The sequence below is a fragment of the Microbacterium sp. 10M-3C3 genome (assembly GCF_003931875.1).
Classification (GTDB): Bacteria; Actinomycetota; Actinomycetes; order Actinomycetales; family Microbacteriaceae; genus Microbacterium.
In genome coordinates this window covers 2,204,425-2,224,956 of sequence record NZ_CP034245.1, presented here as the reverse complement: position 1 = coordinate 2,224,956, position 20,532 = coordinate 2,204,425, and the positions used below count along the sequence as shown (strand labels likewise).

Annotated in this window: 18 protein-coding genes; 14 read left to right on the top strand and 4 right to left on the bottom strand. The window is 71.9% G+C overall.

The window, feature by feature from the left end; all coding sequences use genetic code 11:
• Positions 1–7 precede the first annotated feature (7 nt).
• Positions 8–1,834, bottom strand: a complete 1,827-nt coding sequence (locus EI169_RS10800; RefSeq protein WP_125132332.1) for an AMP-dependent synthetase/ligase — start codon at positions 1,832–1,834, stop codon at positions 8–10.
• Between the two features lie 137 nt (positions 1,835–1,971).
• Between EI169_RS10800 and EI169_RS10795 the strand changes: the two genes are divergently transcribed.
• Genes EI169_RS10795 through EI169_RS10785 form a run of 3 tightly spaced genes read left to right on the top strand, consistent with a single transcriptional unit; the run spans position 1,972 to position 4,972 of the window.
• Positions 1,972–2,907 (top strand): ROK family glucokinase, encoded by a 936-nt coding sequence (locus EI169_RS10795; RefSeq protein WP_125132331.1) that lies wholly within the window; start codon positions 1,972–1,974, stop codon positions 2,905–2,907.
• A gap of 1 nt (position 2,908) precedes the next feature.
• Entirely contained in the window at positions 2,909–3,625 is a 717-nt protein-coding gene (locus EI169_RS10790; RefSeq protein ID WP_125132330.1) for a lysophospholipid acyltransferase family protein, read from the top strand.
• A gap of 9 nt (positions 3,626–3,634) precedes the next feature.
• Positions 3,635–4,972, top strand: coding sequence for a 3-deoxy-7-phosphoheptulonate synthase class II (locus tag EI169_RS10785; protein ID WP_125132329.1), 1,338 nt, complete (start codon positions 3,635–3,637; stop codon positions 4,970–4,972).
• Positions 4,973–5,067: 95 nt separating this feature from the next.
• On the opposite strand, the gene pknB is transcribed toward EI169_RS10785, so the two are convergent.
• Both pknB and EI169_RS10775 read right to left on the bottom strand, forming a co-directional pair.
• On the bottom strand, positions 5,068–7,014 hold the full coding sequence (gene pknB, locus EI169_RS10780) for a Stk1 family PASTA domain-containing Ser/Thr kinase (protein ID WP_125132328.1): 1,947 nt from the start codon (positions 7,012–7,014) through the stop codon (positions 5,068–5,070).
• A gap of 73 nt (positions 7,015–7,087) precedes the next feature.
• Positions 7,088–8,101: a LysM domain-containing protein gene (locus EI169_RS10775; RefSeq protein ID WP_125132327.1), complete on the bottom strand. Its 1,014-nt coding sequence runs from the start codon at positions 8,099–8,101 to the stop codon at positions 7,088–7,090.
• A gap of 127 nt (positions 8,102–8,228) precedes the next feature.
• Here EI169_RS10775 and EI169_RS10770 point away from each other — a divergent pair, with 127 nt between their 5' ends.
• Positions 8,229–8,570 (top strand): Rv2175c family DNA-binding protein, encoded by a 342-nt coding sequence (locus tag EI169_RS10770; protein WP_125132326.1) that lies wholly within the window; start codon positions 8,229–8,231, stop codon positions 8,568–8,570.
• 20 nt (positions 8,571–8,590) lie between these two features.
• Here the strand turns inward: EI169_RS10770 and EI169_RS10765 are convergent, their stop codons facing one another.
• Positions 8,591–9,682, bottom strand: coding sequence for a polyprenyl synthetase family protein (locus EI169_RS10765; RefSeq protein ID WP_125132325.1), 1,092 nt, complete (start codon positions 9,680–9,682; stop codon positions 8,591–8,593).
• Between the two features lie 67 nt (positions 9,683–9,749).
• On the opposite strand from EI169_RS10765, the gene EI169_RS10760 reads away from it, so the two are divergent.
• From EI169_RS10760 to EI169_RS10715, 10 genes are all read left to right on the top strand, one after another.
• Entirely contained in the window at positions 9,750–10,127 is a 378-nt protein-coding gene (locus EI169_RS10760; RefSeq protein ID WP_125132324.1) for a DUF3040 domain-containing protein, read from the top strand.
• A 176-nt stretch (positions 10,128–10,303) separates the two neighbouring features.
• A complete protein-coding gene (gene mraZ / locus EI169_RS10755; protein WP_125132323.1) occupies positions 10,304–10,735 on the top strand; it encodes a division/cell wall cluster transcriptional repressor MraZ in 432 nt (143 codons plus the stop codon).
• Positions 10,736–10,834: 99 nt separating this feature from the next.
• Complete coding sequence (gene rsmH, locus EI169_RS10750; protein ID WP_125132322.1) at positions 10,835–11,788, top strand: 16S rRNA (cytosine(1402)-N(4))-methyltransferase RsmH; 954 nt, start codon at positions 10,835–10,837, stop codon at positions 11,786–11,788.
• Positions 11,785–12,372, top strand: coding sequence for a hypothetical protein (locus EI169_RS10745; protein ID WP_125132321.1), 588 nt, complete (start codon positions 11,785–11,787; stop codon positions 12,370–12,372). The genes rsmH and EI169_RS10745 overlap by 4 nt, the downstream gene beginning before the upstream one ends.
• A 4-nt stretch (positions 12,373–12,376) precedes the next feature.
• Positions 12,377–14,158 (top strand): penicillin-binding protein 2, encoded by a 1,782-nt coding sequence (locus tag EI169_RS10740; protein WP_125132320.1) that lies wholly within the window; start codon positions 12,377–12,379, stop codon positions 14,156–14,158.
• 19 nt (positions 14,159–14,177) lie between these two features.
• Positions 14,178–15,587: a UDP-N-acetylmuramoyl-tripeptide--D-alanyl-D-alanine ligase gene (gene murF / locus EI169_RS10735; protein ID WP_125132319.1), complete on the top strand. Its 1,410-nt coding sequence runs from the start codon at positions 14,178–14,180 to the stop codon at positions 15,585–15,587.
• Complete coding sequence (gene mraY, locus EI169_RS10730; protein ID WP_125132318.1) at positions 15,584–16,687, top strand: phospho-N-acetylmuramoyl-pentapeptide-transferase; 1,104 nt, start codon at positions 15,584–15,586, stop codon at positions 16,685–16,687. Before murF ends, mraY begins: the two co-directional genes overlap by 4 nt.
• Positions 16,684–18,240, top strand: coding sequence for a UDP-N-acetylmuramoyl-L-alanine--D-glutamate ligase (gene murD / locus EI169_RS10725; RefSeq protein ID WP_125132317.1), 1,557 nt, complete (start codon positions 16,684–16,686; stop codon positions 18,238–18,240). The genes mraY and murD overlap by 4 nt, the downstream gene beginning before the upstream one ends.
• On the top strand, positions 18,203–19,402 hold the full coding sequence (gene ftsW / locus EI169_RS10720) for a putative lipid II flippase FtsW (RefSeq protein WP_125132316.1): 1,200 nt from the start codon (positions 18,203–18,205) through the stop codon (positions 19,400–19,402). Before murD ends, ftsW begins: the two co-directional genes overlap by 38 nt.
• 22 nt (positions 19,403–19,424) lie before the next feature.
• Positions 19,425–20,504 (top strand): UDP-N-acetylglucosamine--N-acetylmuramyl-(pentapeptide) pyrophosphoryl-undecaprenol N-acetylglucosamine transferase, encoded by a 1,080-nt coding sequence (locus EI169_RS10715; protein ID WP_125132315.1) that lies wholly within the window; start codon positions 19,425–19,427, stop codon positions 20,502–20,504.
• The last annotated feature ends 28 nt before the right edge of the window (positions 20,505–20,532 follow it).

Here is a 20,532-nt window from a genome sequence, read left to right as displayed (position 1 = left end):
CGCCTCGTTACGGCAGCGACACGTTCGTCGTGTTCACCGGCGCCGCGTAGATCTCCTCGATGCGGTCGGCGAAGTCGGCGAGGATCACGTTGCGCTTGATGCTCAGCTTCGGCGTGAGGTGACCGCTGGCCTCGGTCCACTCGGTGCCGAGGATCTCGAACTTGCGGATCGACTCCGCGCGCGAGACGCCCTTGTTGGCCTGATCGATCGCGCGCTGCACCTCGGCGCGCACCGCGTCGTTGCGCGCCGCATCCGCGAGCGACATGTCGGCGGGCAGGCCGTTGTTGCCCAGCCACGTCGGCAGCATCTCGGGGTCGAGGGTCACCAGCGCCGAGATGAACGGCTTCTGGTCGCCGACGACCACCACCTGGCCGACGATCGGGTTCGCGCGGATCGGGTCTTCGAGCGCGGCCGGGGCGACGTTCTTGCCGCCGGCGGTGACGATGATCTCCTTCTTGCGGCCCGTGATGGAGAGGAATCCGTCGGCGTCGAAGGAGCCCAGGTCGCCCGTCTTGAACCAGTCGCCGTCGAACGCCTCGGCCGTCGCCTGCGGGTTCTGCCAGTACTCCTTGAACACGTTGATGCCGCGCACCTGGATCTCGCCGTCCTCGGCGAGGCGGATGCCGACGCCCGGAAGCGCCGGCCCGACGGTGCCGATCTTCGACTTCGTCGCGAGGTTCACCGTCGCCGGGGCGGTCGTCTCGGTCAGGCCGTAGCCCTCGAGGATCACCACGCCGAGGCTGTGGAAGAAATGGCCGAGGCGTGGCCCGAGCGGCGCCGAGCCCGACACCGCGTAGACGATGCGTCCGCCCATCGCCGCGCGGAGCTTGCCGTAGACCAGGCGGTTGAACAGCGCGAAGCGCAGCTTGAGGCCGAACGGCACGGGCCGTCCCTCCTGCTGGAGCTTCGAGTGCTCGATCGCCACGTCCGCGGCGGCACGGAAGATGCGGCCCTTGCCGCCGGCCTCGGCCTTCTGCTCGGCCGAGTTGTACACCTTCTCGAACACGCGCGGCACCGCGAGGAGGAACGTCGGCTGGAAGGAGCCGAGGGCGGCGAGGAGCTTCTTCGTGTCGGGCTGGTGGCCTGTCTTCACGCCCGCGTGCACGTTGAGGATCGAGATGAACCGCGCGAACACGTGCGCCGTCGTGATGAACAGCAGCGTCGAGGCGCCCGGCGTCTCGACCACCTCGTGCAGGGCCGTGGCCGAGTTGCGCGCGAGCTCGACGAAGTTGCTGTGCGTGAGCACGCAGCCCTTGGGGCGTCCGGTGGAGCCGGACGTGTAGATGAGCGTGGCGATGTCGTCGCCGTTCGCCAGTCCCCGGCGGCGGACGATCTCGGCGTCGTCGACACCGGCGCCACCGCCCACGAGCTTGTCGAGGTCGCCGCGATGCATCTGCCACACCTCGCGCAGGAGCGGAAGATCGGCGCGCACCTCGTCGAGACGCGCGGCGTGGTCGGGCGACTCGACGATCGCCGCGACGGCGCCCGAGTCCGAGAGGATCCACTGGATCTGCGACGGCGAGCTCGTCTCGTAGACGGGCACCATGACGGCACCGGCATAGAACAGCGCGAAGTCCACGAGGGTCCAGTCGTAGGTCGTGCGCGCGAGGAAGCCGATCTTGTCGCCGGGCTGCACGCCCGCCGCGACGAAGCCCTTCGCCAGCGCCACCACCTGCCGTTCGAACTCCGCAGCCGTCACGTCGCGCCAGCCCTCGCCCTCGGGGACGGCGAACAGCGCGCGGTCGGGGGTCTCGGCCACCCGCGCGACGAGAAGGTCGGCGATGTTCGCCGACGGGTCGGCGGGCACGATGGCGGGGACTTCGAAATGGGTCACGGGCAGCTCCTTCGGTACCGGTGGCGGATCGATGCGAATCGACGTGGACCGAGTCTACCGGCGGCGCCGAGGCGCCCCGACGGCGCTGACTAGACTTTCAGGCGCCGTCGGGGACACGTCGGCCGGAAGGGAGCGGCGTGCTCAACGTCGGAATCGACATCGGCGGGACGAAGATCGCCGGAGGCGTCGTCGACGCGGCCGGCGGCATCATCGAGAAGCTGCGCGTGGACACCCCCACCGACGTCGGCGCGCTCGTGGATGCCGTCGTCGGCATGGCCGACGCGCTGCGCAGCCGGCACGACGTCGCCGGCATCGGCGTCGCCGCCGCCGGCTTCATCGACCGCGAGCGCTCGACGGTCATCCACGCGCCCAACATCGCGTGGCGCAACGAGCCGCTGCGCGCGATCCTCGAGGAGCGCCTGGGCGCGCCGGTCGCGATCGAGAACGACGCGAACGCCGCCGGCTGGGGCGAGTTCCGCTTCGGCGCGGGTCGCGGGCGCCGCGACATGGTCATGCTCACGATGGGCACGGGCGTCGGGGGCGCCGTCGTCGCGGACGGCGCGCTGTACCGCGGCGGCCACGGCATCGGCGGCGAGCTCGGCCACATCCGGTTCGAGCGCAACGGGCTGCCCTGCGGGTGCGGCCAGAACGGATGCCTCGAGCAGTACGCGTCGGGGCGGGCCCTGCAGCGCGAGGCCGCGGCGATCGCCGCGCAGTCCGACCTCGGGACGCAGCTGCGCGCCGCGCGCGGCGCCGACGGGGTCATCCACGGCGCCGACATCTCACGCCTCGTGCTCGCGGACGACCCCGGGGCACTCGAGGCGCTCCGGCGCGTCGCCACCGCGCTCGGCGAGGCGTGCGGCGGTTTCCAGGCCGTGCTCGACCCCGAGCTGTTCGTCATCGGCGGCGGCGTCGCGCAGCTCGGCGACGTGCTGCTCGAGCCCATCCGTCTCGCCTACGAGACGTCGCTTCCGGGGTACGGTGATCGTCCGGTGGCGGAGTTCGCCGTGGCACGGCTCGGCAACGATGCCGGTCTCATCGGAGTCGCGGATCTCGCAGGGGAGAGCAGCTGACATGTTCTACTGGCTGATGAAGTACGTCGTGATCGGACCGATCCTCAAGGCGATCTTCCGGCCGTGGATCGTCGGCCGCCGCAACATCCCCGCCGAGGGCGGCGCGATCCTCGCGAGCAACCACCTCTCGTTCGCCGACTCGATCTTCCTCCCGCTCATGATCGACCGGCGCGTGGCCTTCCTCGCCAAGAGCGACTACTTCACGGGCCGCGGGCTCAAGGGCCGGGCGACCCGCATGTTCTTCATCGCGACCGGTCAGCTCCCGATCGACCGCACCGGCGGCAAGGCCTCAGAGGCGTCGCTGAACACCGGCCTGCGCGTCCTCGGGCGCGACGAGCTCCTCGGCATCTACCCCGAGGGCACGCGCAGCCCCGACGGCAAGCTCTACCGCGGCCGCACCGGCATCGCCCGCATGGCCCTCGAGGCCCGCGTGCCCGTCGTGCCGGTCGTCATGGTCGACACCGACACCATCCAGCCGATCGGCCAGCGCATCCCGCGCATCGGCCGCGTCGGGATCGTCATCGGCGAGCCGCTCGACTTCTCGCGCTTCGCCGGCATGGAGAGCGACCGCTACATCCTCCGCTCGGTGACCGACGAGATCATGGTGGCGCTGCAGCGCCTGGGGGAGCAGGAGTACGAGGACGTGTACGCGTCCAGCGTCAAGGACCGCCTGCTCGCCGCCCGCGGGCGCGCGTCGACGGGTGCGACGCGCCGATAGACTGCGAGGATGCTCACTTCCCTCGACCCTCTCGATCACTGGCGCACACTGCCCATCAAGCAGCAGCCGCAGTGGTATGACGAGACGGCCGTGGCGGCGGCATCCGCCGAGATCGCGAGCCTGCCGCCGCTGGTGTTCGCGGGCGAGGTCGACATCCTCCGTGATCGCCTCGCGCGCGCCGCATCCGGCAACGCGTTCCTGCTGCAGGGCGGCGACTGCGCCGAGACCTTCGCCGGGGCCACGGCCGAGCAGATCCGCAACCGCATCAAGACGGTGCTGCAGATGGCGGTCGTCCTGACCTATGGCGCCTCGATGCCGGTGGTGAAGATGGGCCGCATGGCCGGGCAGTTCGCCAAGCCCCGCTCCAGCGACACCGAGACGCGCGGCGAGGTGACGCTGCCGGCGTACCGCGGCGACATCGTCAACGGCTACGACTTCACCGAGGAGTCGCGCAAGGCCGACCCCGCGCGGCTGCTGAAGGGCTACCACACGGCCGCGTCGACCATCAACCTCATCCGCGCCTTCACGCAGGGTGGCTTCGCCGACCTCCGCGAGGTGCACAGCTGGAACAAGGGCTTCGCGCAGAACCCCGCGAACCAGCAGTACGAGCGGCTGGCGACCGAGATCGACCGCGCCATCAAGTTCATGGAGGCGGCGGGCGCCGACTTCGACGAGCTGCGGCGCGTGGAGTTCTACACCGGCCACGAGGGCCTGCTGATGGACTACGAGCGGCCGATGACGCGCATCGACTCGCGCACCGGCACGCCGTACAACACCTCCGCCCACTTCCTGTGGATCGGGGAGCGCACGCGCGACCTCGACGGCGCGCACGTGGACTACTTCTCCCGCATCCGCAACCCCATCGGGGTCAAGCTCGGGCCCACCACGACGCCCGAGACGGCGCTCGCCCTCATCGACAAGCTCGACCCCGAGCGCGAGCCCGGGCGCCTGACGTTCATCACGCGCATGGGGGCGGGGAAGATCCGCGACGCCCTGCCGCCGCTGCTGGAGGCGGTCCGCGACTCCGGCGCGACGCCGCTGTGGGTGACCGACCCGATGCACGGCAACGGCATCACGACCCCGACCGGGTACAAGACGCGCCGCTTCGACGACGTCGTGGACGAGGTCCGCGGATTCTTCGAGGCCCACCGCGCGGTGGGGACATTCCCCGGCGGCATCCACGTGGAGCTCACGGGCGACGACGTCACCGAGTGCCTGGGCGGTTCGGAGATGATCGACGAGGCGACCCTCGCGACGCGCTACGAGAGCCTGTGCGACCCGCGCCTGAACCACATGCAGAGCCTCGAGCTCGCCTTCCTCGTCGCCGAGGAGCTCGAGAAGCTGTGACGCAGCCGCGTTGAACGTGCACGGTCCAAGCGAGAATGCATCGTGCGCGGTGCACCCTCGCTTGGACGGTGCACGTTCGCGCTCGCGTGCGCGGCTCAGCCGGAGACGTTCAGCCGCAGCGACACCTTCGTGCCCTTGACGACCATGCTGTTCGCCTTCGGGTCCTGCGCCTCGACCTTCGTCGTGCCGTTGGGGAAGAGGTCCCACGTCGGCAGGTACTCGACGGTGAAACCGGCCTTCGTCAGTGCCGCCTTCGCCTCGTCGCGCGTGAGCCCCACGACGTTGGGCACGGCGAACAGGGGCGGCCCCGACGACACGATGAGGGTCACGGTGTCGCCCGGGCGGAAGTTGCCCTTGCCGTCGCGCTCGGCGATGCCGATGACGTCGCCCTTGTCGATCCCGTCGCTGGACTGCTCCCGGCGATCGCCCGACACCTGCAGGCCGACCTCGGTGAGGCGCTGGGTCGCGCGGTCGACGCTGTCGCCGGAGACGTCCGGCACCGCACCGAGGGAGACGAGGAGGGTCACCGAATCGCCCTCGTGCGCCTCGCAGCCCTGCGTGCAGTCCTGCGCCTGGCCGCCGCGCGGCGTGAGGGTCGCGGCGACGACCGCGCCGGAGGGGATGTCGCCGGTGAACTCGGTCTGATCCGGATCCGTCACGGTCAGGTTGATCCCGGTGAGGATGCCGCGCACCTCCGTCGCGGCGCGTCCGCCGAGCGCCTCGACGGTCACGGGACGCGGCCCCTGCGACACGTTGACGGTGATCGTCGTGTCGCGGTCGACGCGCGTGCCGGCCGGCGGGTCGGTGTCGACGACCGTGCCCGCGGGCACGTCGAGGCTGTAGACCTGTCCCTCGGCCGCCTGCAGCGACTGCGCGACGAGGGCGGCCTGCGCGTCGGCGAAGGATGCGGCGCCGGAGACGTCGGGCACGGCCACGAGCGAGCCCGGGCCCGACCCGAACCACCAGCCGGTCCCGCCGGCGAGGGCCGCCAGCAGCAGCACGAGCGCGACGAGCCAGCCGCCGCGTGCCGCGCGTCGGCGTGCACGCGTGCGCAAGCGCGCCCCGTTGTCGCCCGCGTCGACGGGGGTCGGGGCGGTGGTCGTCTGGGGGAGCACCTTCGTCAGCTCGCCCGAGTCGATCCCGTCGTCGGCGGTCGCGGTGCCGACCGACACGGCGCGCGCGACCTGGGGAGCGACGCCGAGCTGGCGTTCGATCTCCCGCAGCCGCGTCAGCATCGCGTCGGCGTCGAGCGGGCGGTCGTCGGGCTTCTTCTCGGTGGCCCACAGCACGAGCTCGTCCAGCTGCTCGGGGACGCCGGGGTTCTTCACGCTCGGTCGCGGCACGGAATCGGTCGCGTGCTGGAAGGCGATCTGCATCGGCTGCTCGCCCTTGTAGGGCTGCTCGCCGGTGAGCATCTCGTACATCATGATGCCGAGCGCGTAGATGTCGCTGCGGGCGTCGGCGGTGCCGCGCGTGACGAGCTCGGGGGCGAGATAGGCGATCGTGCCGAGGAGCATCTGACCCGACGCGGTGTTCGCGGTCGTCGCGCGGGCGAGTCCGAAGTCGCCGATCTTGATGCGCCCGTCCTCGGCGAGGAGGACGTTCTCCGGCTTGACGTCGCGGTGCACGATGCCGGCGCGGTGCGCCGCGGCCAAGCCCGAGAGCACCGCATCCATGATCGTGATCGTCTGCGGGATCGTGAGCCGCCGGTGCTCGCGCAGCAGCTCGCGCAGCGTGATGCCGGGCAGGTACTCCATGACGAGGTACGCCATGTCGCCGTCCTGGCCCTGGTCGAAGACGTTCACGACGTGCGGGTCGGCCAGGCGCGCCGCGGCGCGCGCCTCCTGGATGAAGCGACTCTGGAACACGGCGTCGTCGCTCAGGTGTCCGTGCATGACCTTGAGCGCGACGCGGCGCTCGAGCCGCATGTCGGTGGCCACGTACACGGTCGCCATGCCGCCGCGCGCGATGCGCGCGCGCACCCGGTATCGGCCGTCGACGAGACGTCCGATCAGCGGGTCGGCCTGCTGACTCGTGCTCACAGGAGGAGTCTAGGGAGCGACACCTGTGAGGCCGGGGAGCGGCTCACCCCGTTACACAGCTGTATCGCGCGCGTCACCCCCAGGCGGCGACCCACGTCGTCGCCGCGCTCTCCCACGCCGCGTAGCGGTCGGGGAAGGCGGAGATCTGCACGGCCTGCGCCGCATCCGCGTAGGCCATCGTCTCCCATCCCGGGATGTCGAGGAGCCCGCGTGTGGCCGTGCCGTTGGGGTCGCCCGGCCCGCCGAAGAACGCGCGCGTCGAGCGCACCGGGTCGAGGATCTGCTCGCGCGTGCCCCAGCCGGTGCTCGGCCGCTGCTGGAAGAGGCCGAGGGAGTCGCGGTCGCCCCAGTCGAGGTTGCGCAGCCACGACTCGACCATCGCGGTGCCGAGCGCGATCGCGATGCCCCGGTCGGAGACGCCGAGCTCGCGGCCCACGCGGATGATCAGCTGCGCGTTCGCAGCCTGCTCGGCGTCGAGGACGGCCGAGGCCGGGGCGGGCGCCGGCGCGGAGGAGACGGCGGCGGCGGGCGCCATCGCGGGGGCGGCGGATGCGACGGCCGCGGCGCCGGGGATCGTCAGCGTCTCTCCCGGGTAGATGATCGAGGACCGCGTCAGTCCGTTGGCGGCGAGCACGGCGTCGACCGTGGTGCCGTGGGCGCGGGCGATCGCGAAGACGGTGTCGCCGGCGCGCACCGTGTGCGTCGTCACGGCGGGTCCGGGGGCCGGTGCGGCGGCCGTCGGCGCCGGGGCCGGAGGCGGAGCGGCCGCGAGGCGCAGCACCTGGCCGGGGCGGATGATGGTGGACCATCCCAGTCCGTTCGCCGCGAGCACGTCGGCGGTGCGGAGGCCGTGCGCGGCGGCGATCGCGCTCACGGTGTCACCCGGCTGCACGACGTGCTCGGTCGGCGCGGCGACCGCCAGCCGCACCGAGGGCACGACCGGCGGCGCAGGCCGCGCCTCGGGCTGCGCGGCGCGCGGCGGCGCGGCGTGAGCGGCGTGAGGCGTCAGTGCGAGGGCGAGGGTGCCCACGAGAGCCACGGGCAGGCCGACGCGCGCTGTACGCGCGGAGGCGGAGGGAAGTCGCATGGGGGGATGCTTCCTTTCTCGTGCCGTCACCGTGGCACGGATGGCATCGGGTGTCAACAGATGAGGCAGGTGTGACGGATGTGAAAGGCACGGTCCCCCCACGCTGTGGGGATGAGATCATGGCAGCGTGAGCGGCACGGCATTCGAGACGTCCTGGCTGACCCTTCCCGAGCTCGTGGAGGTGCTCGGCGAACCGCTCGGGCGCGTCCGGCGGCTCCTGGACGACAAGCACCTGATCGGCTCGCGCCGGGAGGGACCGTTGAAGGTGCCGTCGGCGTTCATCGTCGACGGGCGACCGCTCGCGTCGCTGCGCGGCACGCTGATCGTGCTCGGTGACGCCGGGTTCTCCGACGACGAGGCGATCGACTGGCTCCTCACCCCCGAGGAGACGATCGGCGTCCCGCCGCTCGAGGCGCTGCGTGCGGGACGCAAGAGCGAGGTCCGCCGCGTCGCCCAGACCCTCGCCTGAGCGCACCTCGACCTCGCGCGTCAGGCGACGCGCGTCGTCGCCTGACGCGCGAGGTCGCGCAGCTCGCCGACGGCCGCGTTGTCCAGCCGCGCGCCCGACAGCGCGCGATCGGCCGCCCGGGCGTAGTCGGCGATGAGCTCCTCCGTGCGCGCGAGCGCCCCGGTGTCGACGATCGTCCGCTGCAGCGACGCGATCTGATCGGCGTCGAGCGTCGGGTCGCCGATCATCTCGTCGAAGATGCGCCGCGGCCCGGCGCCGAGGCGCTCGCGCGTGTAGGCGATGAGAACGGTGCGCTTGCCCTCGCGCAGGTCGTCGCCGGAGGGCTTGCCGGTGACCGCGGCGTCGCCGAAGACGCCGAGGACGTCGTCGCGCAGCTGGAAGGCCATGCCCACGGGGTGTCCGAAGTCGGAGAGGGCCGCGCACTGGTCCGCGTCCGCGCCCGCGAGGGCCGCGCCGATCAGCAGCGGCTGCTGGATGCTGTAGCGCGCCGACTTCAAGGAGGCCACGCGCAGCGCGCGCTCGGCGTGGTCGAGGTCGGGCTGGGTGACGTACGCCGACTCCTCGGCGACGTCGAGGAACTGCCCGAGCGTCACGTCGCGGCGCATCTCGGCGTAGACGGCGCGGGTCTGGGCCGCCGCATCGGGCACGCTCTCGCGCAGCCCCTCCTCGAGGAGGTCGTCGCTCCACGCCACCAGCAGATCGCCCGCGAGCACGGCGCCGGAGCGGCCGAACGCGGCCGCGTCGCCGCGCCAGTGCCGGAAGCCGTGGGCGGCCTCGAGGGCGCGGTGCGTCGCGGGGCGCCCGCGGCGCGTGTCGGAGTTGTCGATGAGGTCGTCGTGCACGAGCGCGGCGGCGTGGAAGATCTCCAGCGCCCCGGCCACCGCCACCGCGTCGGCGGGAGGCGGCGCCGTGCGGTCGGCCCCCGTGACCGCACGCCACCCGGTGAGGAAGAAGCGCGCGCGCAGGCGCTTGCCGCCCTGCACGGCGTCGGCGGCGGCGCCGACGAAAAGCTCGGCCTCGGCGCCCCACGCGGCGGCGTCCTGCCGGCGCTGGGAGATGAAGTTGTCCACTCGCTGGGAAACAGCCTCGATGGGGTCCGGGAGGGGCGACACGGGCCTAGCCTAGTGAGAGACGGCGCGCGTAGAATCGTCGCCTACGAAGCATTCCCCAGGGGGTTCCATGCCACTCTCCGAACAGGAGCAGCGCCTGCTGGATGAGATGGAACGCCATCTCATGCGCAATGAGGCCGATGTCGTCACCGCGCCCGGGCGTGCTCTGAGCTACCGCAACATCGTCATCGGGACCCTCCTCGTGCTCGCCGGTCTCGGCGCTCTCGTCTTCGGCGTGGTCGTGGGCGTGAATGCGCTCGGCATCATCCTGGGCGTCGCGGGCTTCCTCGTGATGCTCGGCGGTGTCGTGCTCGCGGTCACCCCGCTGCGCGGTTCCGCGCCGTCCGCACCGGCGTCCGCGCGGCCGGCATCCGCCGCGCCCCGCTCGGGATCGTCGTTCATGGACCGCATCAACGATCGATGGGACCGCCGCAACGAAGGGCGCTGACCCGCCCGGCGCCTCCGGCCCCACAGCACCGACTCTTCGGAGTCGGTGCTTTTTTTGTGCCCGCGGACGTCAGCAGAGGCGCGAATGGCGCGGAAGAACCGCATTTCGATGGTGAAGTGGAGGAGAGTGGAGTAAAGTGGAGCCACTTCGCAAGGCCGGGACGAAGGGGGGCGCGCATGCTGCTCGGCACGCACACCCCCAAGCTCGACGACAAGGGCCGCGTCATCCTGCCGGCGAAGTTCCGCGACGACCTGGGCGCGGGCGTCGTGGTGACCCGCGGCCAGGAGCGCTGCCTCTATGTGTTCAGCGAGGCGGAGTTCGAGCGCGTGCACGAGCGCATCCGCGAAGCGCCGCTGAGCAACAAGCAGGCCCGCGACTTCCTGCGCATGTTCCTCTCCGGAGCGAGCGCCGAGAAGCCCGACAGCCAGAACCGCATCACGATCCCGCCCGCGCTGCGCTCGTACGCGGGTCTCGAGCGCGAGCTGGTCGTGACCGGCGTGGGCGCGCACGCGGAGATCTGGAACGCCGACGCGTGGAACGCCTACGCCGAGAGCAACGAAGACACCTACTCGGAGATGGAGCAGGAGGTGATCCCCGGTCTGTTCTGATCCCCGGCTGTGATTCCCAGCCGCTCGCCCTGACGCACTTCCCCGGCGCCAGGTCGACGCGGATGGGGATCAGAGCCCCGGATCCCGGACCCGCACATCATGACCTCCCGCGACATCCACATCCCCGTCCTCCTCGAGCGCTGCCTCGCGCTGCTCGGTCCCGCCCTCGAGCGGCCCGGCGCGGTGCTCGTGGACGCCACCCTCGGCATGGGCGGCCACAGCGAGGCGTTCCTCGAGAGGTTCCCCGAGCTGCGGCTGGTGGGCCTCGACCGCGACACCGACGCGCTGCGCATCGCGGGGGAGCGGCTCGCCCCCTTCGCCGAGCGCACCACTTTCCTCCACACCGTCTACGACGGGATCGGCCCGGCGTTCGACCGCGCCGGCGTCGACCGCGTCGACGGCATCCTGTTCGACCTCGGCGTCTCGTCGCTGCAGCTCGACGTCGCCGACCGCGGGTTCGCCTACGCGCAGGACGCGCCGCTGGACATGCGCATGGACCAGTCGGCCGGCACCACCGCCGCTGACGTCCTCGCGACCTACGGCGAGGGCGACCTGCGCCGGATCTTCGAGCGCTACGGCGAGGAGAAGCTCGCCGGCCGCTACGCACGCGCGATCGTGGCCGCACGCCAGACCGCCCCCATCGAGCGCTCCTCCGACCTCGTCCGCATCCTCTCCGACGCCACGCCGGCCGCACTCATGAACGCCGGGCATCCCGCCAAGCGCGTCTTCCAGGCCCTGCGCATCGAGGTCAACGGCGAGCTCGCCGCCCTCGAACGGGCGCTCCCCGCCGCCCTCGCCGCCCTGCGCGTGGGCGGGCGCATCGTGGTGATGTCCTACCAGTCGCTCGAAGACCGCTTCGTCAAACGGGTGCTCGCGGATGCGGCGGCCTCGACCGCCCCCGCGGGTCTGCCCGTCGAGCTCCCCGCGCACACCCCCCGCTTCCGGCTCCTCACCAAAGGTGCGGAGCTGGCCGACGACGACGAGCGCGCGCGCAATCCGCGTGCCACCCCCGTGCGCCTGCGCGCGGCCGAACGTATCCGGGAGGACGCATGACCGATCTCGCCCGCGCCCTGCCACAGCGTCGGCCGGCAGCCCCCGCGCCCGCCCGCCGCCTGCACGCCGTCGACGCGCCCGCCGTGCGCCGGCGGCCGCGCCTCGCGTACGGCGTCATCGCCGTCGCGGGCGCCGTGACCATCGCGCTCGCGCAGATGGGCCTGTCGATCCTCACGACCCAGGGCGCGTTCGAGGTCGCCGCGCTCCAGCAGCAGCAGCGCGACCTGACGCTGCAGAAGCAGGTGCTGTACGACGACGTCGCGGGCCTCAGCTCGCCGCAGTATCTCGCCGCCAACGCCGCAGCGCTCGGCATGGTGATCAACGAGTCGCCGTCGTACCTGCGTCTGAGCGACGGGGCGGTGATCGGCGCGAGCCAGGCCGCCGCCGGCACGTCCGCGGTCGACGCGATCAACCGCGGCGCCGTGCCGAACGCCCTCGTGGCCGAGACGCCGCTCGTGACCGCGCCCGACGCGACGATCCAGGGCGTGCCGGCGGCGCCGCCGCCCGACGTGCCCGCCGACGGCACCGGATCCACGACACCCCCGCCGGTCACGGACGGCCTGCCCACCCCCGCGACACGATAAGCCCATGACGACGCGCAGCACGAGAAGCCCCCGCCGCCGGACGGTCGTCGCCCTCGCCGTGGTCCTCGCGGTGCTCAGCGGCTTCGTCGTCCGCCTCGTGGACATCCAGGTCGTCAATGCGCGCGAGCACGTCGCCGACTCGCTCGCTCTGGGGCTCGAGGCCACGCGCCCGCTGTACGGCACGCGCGGGTCGATCGTCGACGAGAACGGCGCGACGCTGGCCGGCAGCATCCTGCGCTACGACGCGCAGCTCGACCCGTCGCGCGTCGACGCCATCACCCGGAAGGACGCGTCGGGCGACAAGGTCACGGTCACGTGGCCCGAGCTCGCCGCGGAGATCGCGGGCATCACGGGGCAGACGCCGGACGAGGTGCAGAAGATCGTGACCGACGCGAAGGCCGAGAACCCCGACTCGCAGTACGCGCTCCTCACGCGCGGCCTGTCGACCGAGCAGTACCAACGACTGCGCGGCCTCGGCATCCCGTTCCTCTACTTCGAGCCTCACCCCGCGCGCACGTACCCCGACGGCGCCGTCGCCGGGAACCTCGTCGGCTTCATGGGCACCGACGGCCCGCTCGCGGGGCTCGAGGAGATCGACAACGACTGCCTGACGCCCACCGACGGCTCGCTCACGTTCCAGCGGGGCAAGGACGGCGTGACGATCCCCGGCACCGCGGTCGAGAAGCCCGCGGTCGACGGCGGCACGCTGCAGCTGACGGTCAACCGCGACCTGCAGTGGTACCTGCAGCAGCTCATCGCCGAGCAGGCGCAGAACGTCGGCGCGAAGTCCGGCACGATCACGGTCGTCGAAGTCGGCACCGGCAAGGTGCGCGCGATGGCGGAGTGGCCGACGGTCGACCCGAACAACGTCAACGGCTCGGCGCCCGAGGACCGCGGCAGCCGCATCTTCACCAACTCGTTCGAACCCGGCTCGACGTTCAAGGCGCTCACGGCGTCGATCGCGATCGACGCCGGCGGCGCGACGCCCGGATCGACGGTGTCGGCCGCGTCGAAAGAGACGATGCCCAACGGTGCGACGGTGCGCGACCCGTTCGTGCACCCCGTGAACAACTACACGCTCACGGGCGTGCTCATCGACTCCTCGAACGTCGGCATCTCGAAGTTCGGCGACACGGTGCCCGCGCAGACCCGGTACGACTACCTGAGGGCGTTCGGCATCGGCTCGGGGAGCGCCATCGACTTCGGCGAGAAGTCCGCCGGCGATCTGCGCGACCCCTCGAACTGGGACAACCAGACGTACTACAACACCAACTTCGGCCAGGGCCTGACGACGACCGTTCCGGAGCTGGTCAACGCGTACCAGACGATCGCGAACGGCGGTGTGCGCATGCCGCTCTCGCTCGTGGAGGGCTGCACCGCGTCCGACGGCACCGTCACCGACGTCCCGGATGCCACGGGGCAGCGCGTGATCAGCGCGGACACCGCGAGCGATGTGTCGCTGATGCTCGAGAACGTCGCGACGCAGGGCACGCTCGCCAAGCAGGTCGCGATCCCCGGCTACCGGCTCGCGATCAAGACGGGAACGGGTGAGAAGCCCGACGGCGACGGCGGCTACAAGAACGGCGCGTACTTCACGACGATGATCGGGTTCGCGCCCGCCGAGAACCCGCAGTACGTCGTCGCGGTGACGCTCGACGAGCCGTCCACGGTAAAGTCGTCTGCGGCCAACGCGCCGGCGTTCCAGAAGGCGATGACGCAGGTCCTCAAGACCTACCGCGTCATGCCCTCGGACTCCACGACACCCGAACTGCCCAAGTTCGGCTGACGCACGGCCCGCACCAGACATGATCTCCCTCACCCTCGCCCAGATCGCCGACGCCGTCCGCGGAGAGCTCCGTCTCGCCGCCGGCGACACCGCCGAGACCGTCGTCTCCGGTGCCGTCGACACCGACTCGCGCCTCATCGAGCCGGGGGGCGTCTTCGTCGCCAAGCCCGGCGAGGTGACCGACGGTCACGAGTTCGTCGACGCCGCGGTGCAACGCGGTGCCGTGCTCGCGATCGTCGAGCGGCCCGTCTCATCCGCTGTCACGCAGATCGTCGTCGGCGACGCCGTCCAGTCGCTGGCCGACCTCGCACGGGATGCCGTCGCGCGGGTCCGCGCGGGCGGCGCGCTGCAGGTCGTGGGGATCACCGGCTCCAACGGCAAGACCACGACGAAGAACCTCCTCGCGCGCATCCTCGAGGGCGAGGGCGAGACCGTCGCGCCGCGCGCGTCGTTCAACAACGACGTGGGTGCGCCCCTGACGATGCTGCGGGTCACGGAGACGACCCGCTTCCTCGTGAGCGAGTTCGGTGCGAGCGCGCCCGGTGCCATCGCCCGGCTCGCGGGGCTCGTCACCCCCGACATCGGCGTCGTGCTGATGGTGGGGATGGCCCATGCCGGCGGATTCGGCGGCATCGAGGGCACGTTCCGCGCGAAGTCCGAGCTCGTCCAGGCGGTGCGGCCGGGGGGCCTCGCCGTCCTCAACGCCGACGACCCGCGGGTCGCGGCGATGGCGCCCCTCGCCGCCGAGCGCGACGTCGCCGTCCGCTGGTTCGGTCGCGGCGACGCCGACGTGCGCGCGACCGACGTCGAGGTGTCGGTGCACGGCACCCGCGCCGAGATCGTCGTCGACGGGCGCGCACTCACCCTCCGGCTGCAGGTGATCGGCGAGCACCACGTCATGAACGCCCTCGCCGCCCTCGCGGCGGCCACGGCGCTCGGCGTCGACCCCGCCGACGCCGTCGCGCGGCTGGAGACGGTCGAGATCGCCGAGCGCTGGCGGATGCAGCCGCTCGGCTCCGATCGGGTGCGCATCCTCAACGACGCCTACAACGCCAGCCCCGACTCGATGGCGGCGGCGCTGCGCACGCTCGCGCAGATCGTGGGCCCGGGGGAGCGGACCGTCGCCGTCCTGGGCGCGATGAGCGAGCTCGGCGAGTACGCCGACGACGAGCACGACCGCATCGGGCTCCTGGCGGTGCGCCTGAACATCCAGCGGATCGTCGTCATCGGCGCCGAGGCGCGCCGCATGTACCTCGAGGCGATCGCGCAGGGCTCGTGGGACGGCGAAGCGGTGTTCTTCCCCGACGCCGACGCCGCGTACGACTACCTCGTGCGGGAGCTGCGCGAGGGCGACCGCGTGCTCGTCAAGTCGTCCAACTCCGCGGGGCTGCGGTTCCTCGGCGACCGTCTGGGAGAATTCTTCTCGTGAGATCCCTCCTGACCGCAGCGGCGATCTCGCTGGCCTTCACGCTGTTCCTCACCCCCGTCTTCCTGCGGCTGTTCCGCCGGTGGGGCTGGGGGCAGGTGATCCGCACCCCCGAGGACATCCGCAACCCCTCGCACGGCGCCAAGCGCGGCACGCCCACCATGGGCGGCACGATCTTCATCGTGGGCACCATCGTCGGCTACCTCGTCGGGTCGTTCGCAGGCAACAACCCGCCCACGATCTCCGGCCTCCTCGTGCTGTGGATGATGGTCGGCTTCGGCGTCGTCGGCTTCATCGACGACTTCATGAAGGTGCGCAGCCAGCGCAGCCTGGGGCTCACCGGCTGGCGGAAGATCGTCGGGCAGATCATCGTCACGGTGCCCTTCGGCATCGTGGGGCTGAACTTCGCCAACCGCGCGGGCCAGACCCCTGCATCCGATTCCATCTCGGTCCTCCGCGACATCCCGCTCCTGAGCTTCTTCCTGCTCGGACCGATCCTCGGGTGGCTGCTGTACCTCGCGTGGATCTCCCTCATCGGCGTGGCGACGTCGAACGCCGTCAACCTCACCGACGGGCTGGACGGACTGGCCGCGGGCTCGGGCATCTTCGTGATCGGCGCGTACAGCCTCATCTCGTTCTGGCAGGTGAAGCAGCTGTGCACGAGCGTCGCGCAGGCGGTGCAGCCGGCGTGCTACGGCACACGCGACCCGTTCGACCTCGCGATCGTCTCGGCCGCCTTCGTCGGCGCGCTCGTCGGGTTCCTGTGGTGGAACGCGCCCAAGGCCAACATCTTCATGGGCGACGTGGGCTCGATGGCGATCGGCGGCGTCATCGCCGCGATGGCGATCCTCACCCGCACCGAGCTGCTGCTGATCCTCATCGCCGGCGTGTACGTGATCGCCCCGGGCTCGGTCATCCTGCAGCGCACGTACTTCAAGATGACGCGCGGCAAGCGCCTGTTCCTCATGAGTCCGCTGCACCACCACCTCGAGATGCGCGGGTGGTCGGAAGTGACGATCGTCGTGCGCATGTGGATCATCGCGGGCATGCTCGCCGTCTCGGGCGTCGGCTTCTTCTACGTCGAATGGCTCTCCCGCACATGAGCGCCGACCGCCTCGACGCGCTCACGAGCTGGTACGCCGACTGGCGCGGGCTCAAGGTCGCCGTGCTCGGCCTGTCGGTCACGGGGTTCTCCGTCGCCGACACGCTCGCCGAGCTCGGCGCCGACGTGCTCGTGGTGAGCGAGCGCGCCGACGAGCAGTACGCGCGGCTGCTCCCGGTGATCGGCGTGCGGCTGTGGACGGGCGACCTCGACGTCGTTCCCGACGAGCTGCGCGACTTCGCCCCCGACGTCGTCATCGCCTCGCCCGGCTTCGCGCCGCAGCATCCGCTCATCGTGTGGACGCGCGAGAGCGGCATCGCGCTGTGGGGCGACATCGAGCTCGCATGGCGCGTGCGCGACAAGGTCGTGCGCGAGGACGGCAGCCCCGCCGACTGGGTGCTCATCACCGGGACGAACGGCAAGACCACGACGACGCGCTTGACCGCGACGATGCTCGCCGCCGGCGGACGCCGCGCCGCGCCGTTCGGCAACATCGGCGTGCCGGTGCTGGACGCCGTGCGAGACCCGGCCGGGTTCGACGTGCTCGTCGTCGAGGTCTCGAGCCACCAGCTGTGGTACCTCGGCCTGCAGACCCGCTCCGCCGACCCGGTCTCCCCGCACGCGGCCGTGTGCCTGAACCTCGCCGACGACCACCTGGAGTGGCACGGGTCCTTCGAGGCCTACCGCGACGCCAAGGCGGTCGTGTACGCCCACACGCGTGTCGCGTGCGTCTACAACAAGGCGGATGCGGCGACGCGGGCGATGGTCGAAGAGGCCGAGGTCGTCGAGGGCGCCCGCGCGATCGGGTTCGACCTGGGCGTGCCCGGACCCAGCGACCTCGGTGTCGTCGACGGCATCCTCGTCGACCGCGCGTTCCTCGAAGAGCGGCGCACGTCGGCCCTCGAGCTGACGACCGTCGCTGCCCTCGCGGAATCGGGGCTCGCGGCACCGCACATCGTCGCGAACATCCTCGCCGCCGCGGCCCTCGCGCGCTCGCTCGAGGTCGACCCCGCCGACATCCGCGACGCGCTCGAGCGCTTCGAGCTCGATCCGCACCGCATCCAGGTCGTCGCGGTGCACGAGGGCGTCACGTGGGTCGACGACTCCAAGGCGACGAACCCGCACGCGGCGTCGTCGTCGCTCGCGGCCTACCCCGGCGCCGTGTGGGTCGTCGGCGGGCTGCTCAAGGGCGTCGACATCGGGCCGCTCGTGGCGGCGCGCGGCGGCTCCGTGAAGGCTGCGATCGTCCTCGGCTCGGAGCGCGACGAGGTCGTCTCCGCGTTCGCGCGACACGCGCCGGCGGTGCCGGTGTTCGAGGTCGACGCCGCCGAGACTGAGAACGTCATGGCACAGGTCGTCGACCTGGCGATGGAGGTCGTCCGCGACGGAGACGTGGTGCTGCTGGCACCGGCGGCGGCATCCTTCGATCAGTTCGCGTCCTACGCCGACCGCGGCCGGCGCTTCGCCGAGGCCGTGAGGGAACGGATCGCCGCAGGGTCGGCAGACGGGGGAGAGCGTGACGACCACGACGCCGCCCCCGACGCAGGCGCCTGAGCCCTCCGACGCGTCGCGGCGGGGTCTCGCCGCCCGCGTGTCCCTCGGGCGGGTCTTCGCGCCGGTGCCGAGCGAGTTCCTCCTCATCGCGTCGACGGCTCTGCTGCTGACCGGCTTCGGCCTCGTCATGGTGCTGTCGGCGACCTCGGCACTCGACGGCGCTCAGAACCCGTTCGAGCAGGTGATCAAGCAGGGCGTGTTCGCGGTGCTCGGCATCCCGCTCATGTTCGTCGCGAGCCGGCTCCCCGTGGCCTTCTACCGTCGGATGGCGTGGCCCGTCCTCATCGGCGCCACCGCCTTCCAGCTCCTGGTCTTCGTCCCGGGCCTCGGCGTCGAGTCGTACGGCAACCAGAACTGGGTGCAGATCGCCGGCTTCCAGTTCCAGCCGTCTGAATTCCTCAAGCTCGCGCTGGCGCTGTGGATGGGCGCGGTGCTGTGGCGCAAGCGCACCCTGCTGCGGTCGTGGTCGCACGTGTTCATCCCGGTCGTGCCGGTGGCCGGTCTCGTCATCGCGACGGTCCTCGGCGGGCGCGACCTCGGTACGGCGATGGTGCTCGTGCTGGTGGTGCTGGCGGCGCTGTTCTTCTCCGGCGTGCGCCTGCGGATGTTCATCCTCCCGGCGCTCGCGGCGATCGGCCTGGTCGCGGCCATGGCCGTGACGAGTCCGAACCGCATGGCCCGCATCATGAACCTCTTCGACGCCGACACCGTCTCGTGCTACTACGACACGTGCTACCAGTCGCTGCACGGCATCTGGGGCCTCGCATCCGGCGGCGTGTTCGGGCTGGGCCTGGGCAACTCGAAGGAGAAGTACGACTGGCTCCCCGCGGCGGCGAACGACTACATCTTCGCGATCGTCGGCGAGGAACTCGGCCTCATCGGCTGCGCGGTCGTGCTCGTGCTGTTCGCGCTGTTCGCCGTCGGCGCCTTCCACGTCGTGCGCAAGACGCACGACCCGTTCGTGCGCATCGTGGCGGGCGCGATCACGATCTGGATCGTCGGGCAGGCGCTCATCAACATCGGCGTCGTGCTGCGCGTGTTCCCCGTGCTCGGCGTCCCGCTCCCGTTCATGTCGCAGGGCGGCACGAGCCTCCTCTCGGTGCTGCTCGCGTGCGGCGTGCTGCTGTCCTTCGCCCGCACACTCCCCGTCCGCGCCCGCTGACGCGCGCCGTTAGGGTCGGAGGGTGACGACCTACCTCCTCGCCGGCGGCGGCACGGCCGGCCACGTGAACCCCCTCCTGGCCGTCGCCGACGGGCTGCGCGATCGCGCGCCGGAGGATACCGTGCTCGTGCTCGGCACGCGCGAGGGGCTGGAGTCCCGGCTCGTCCCGCAGCGCGGCTACGAGCTGCTCATCGTCGACAAGGTGCCCTTCCCGCGGCGGCTCGACCGCTCGGCGGCCGGCTTCCCCACGCGCTTCCGCCGCGCGATCGCCCAGGTGCGCCAGCACATCCGCGACCGCTCCGTCGGCGTCGTCGTCGGCTTCGGTGGCTACGCCTCCGCGCCCGCCTACATCGCCGCACGACGCGAGGGCGTGCCCGTCGTCGTGCACGAGGCCAACGCGAAGCCGGGCCTGGCCAACGTGCTCGGCGCGCGGCGCACCGCCGCCGTCGGGGTCGCGTTCGCCGGCACGCCCCTGCGCGGCGCGCGCGTGGTCGGGATGCCCCTGCGGCGGGAGATCGTCGACCTCGACCGCGCCGCGCGCCGCGACGAGGCGGCGCGCCACTTCGGGCTGCGATCCGATCGCCCGACGCTGCTGGTCTTCGGCGGATCGCTCGGTGCGCAGCGGCTCAACGAGGCCTTCGGCCGCGCGTGGCGCGACGTGCTCGACGCCGGCTGGCAGCTGCTGCACGTCACGGGCGAGCGCTCCGACCTGGCCGATCCCGGCGCCGAGGGCTACGCCGTGGTCCGCTACGTCGACCGCATGGACCTCGCGTTCGCCCTCGCCGACGCGATCGTGTCGCGCGCGGGCGCGGCGACCGTGAGCGAGATCAGCGCGCTGGGCATCCCGGCGGTGTACGTCCCGTACGCGGTCGGCAACGGCGAGCAGCGGCTGAACGCCGCATCCGCCGTCGCCGCCGGCGCCGCACGACTCATCGACGACGCCCGCTTCACGCCCGACGCGGTGCGGCGCGAGGTGGTGCCGCTGCTGTGCGACGCCGACGCGCTCGCGGCGATGCGCACGGCCGCGGCGGGCGTCGGATCGCGCCGCGGCACGGAGGACGTCATCGCCCTCATCGACGGCGCCCTCTCCCGCCGCGCGTGAGGTGACCGCGGCGGTCGCCGCGCCGCCC

Coding starts and splice junctions, on each gene's coding strand:
- EI169_RS10790 (WP_125132330.1), top strand. CDS start 2,909: ATGTTCTACTGGCTGATGAAGTACGTCGTGATCGGACCGATCCTCAAG.
- EI169_RS10785 (WP_125132329.1), top strand. CDS start 3,635: ATGCTCACTTCCCTCGACCCTCTCGATCACTGGCGCACACTGCCCATC.
- EI169_RS10775 (WP_125132327.1), bottom strand. CDS start 8,101: ATGCGACTTCCCTCCGCCTCCGCGCGTACAGCGCGCGTCGGCCTGCCC.
- EI169_RS10760 (WP_125132324.1), top strand. CDS start 9,750: ATGCCACTCTCCGAACAGGAGCAGCGCCTGCTGGATGAGATGGAACGC.
- mraZ (WP_125132323.1), top strand. CDS start 10,304: ATGCTGCTCGGCACGCACACCCCCAAGCTCGACGACAAGGGCCGCGTC.
- rsmH (WP_125132322.1), top strand. CDS start 10,835: ATGACCTCCCGCGACATCCACATCCCCGTCCTCCTCGAGCGCTGCCTC.
- EI169_RS10745 (WP_125132321.1), top strand. CDS start 11,785: ATGACCGATCTCGCCCGCGCCCTGCCACAGCGTCGGCCGGCAGCCCCC.
- EI169_RS10740 (WP_125132320.1), top strand. CDS start 12,377: ATGACGACGCGCAGCACGAGAAGCCCCCGCCGCCGGACGGTCGTCGCC.
- murF (WP_125132319.1), top strand. CDS start 14,178: ATGATCTCCCTCACCCTCGCCCAGATCGCCGACGCCGTCCGCGGAGAG.
- murD (WP_125132317.1), top strand. CDS start 16,684: ATGAGCGCCGACCGCCTCGACGCGCTCACGAGCTGGTACGCCGACTGG.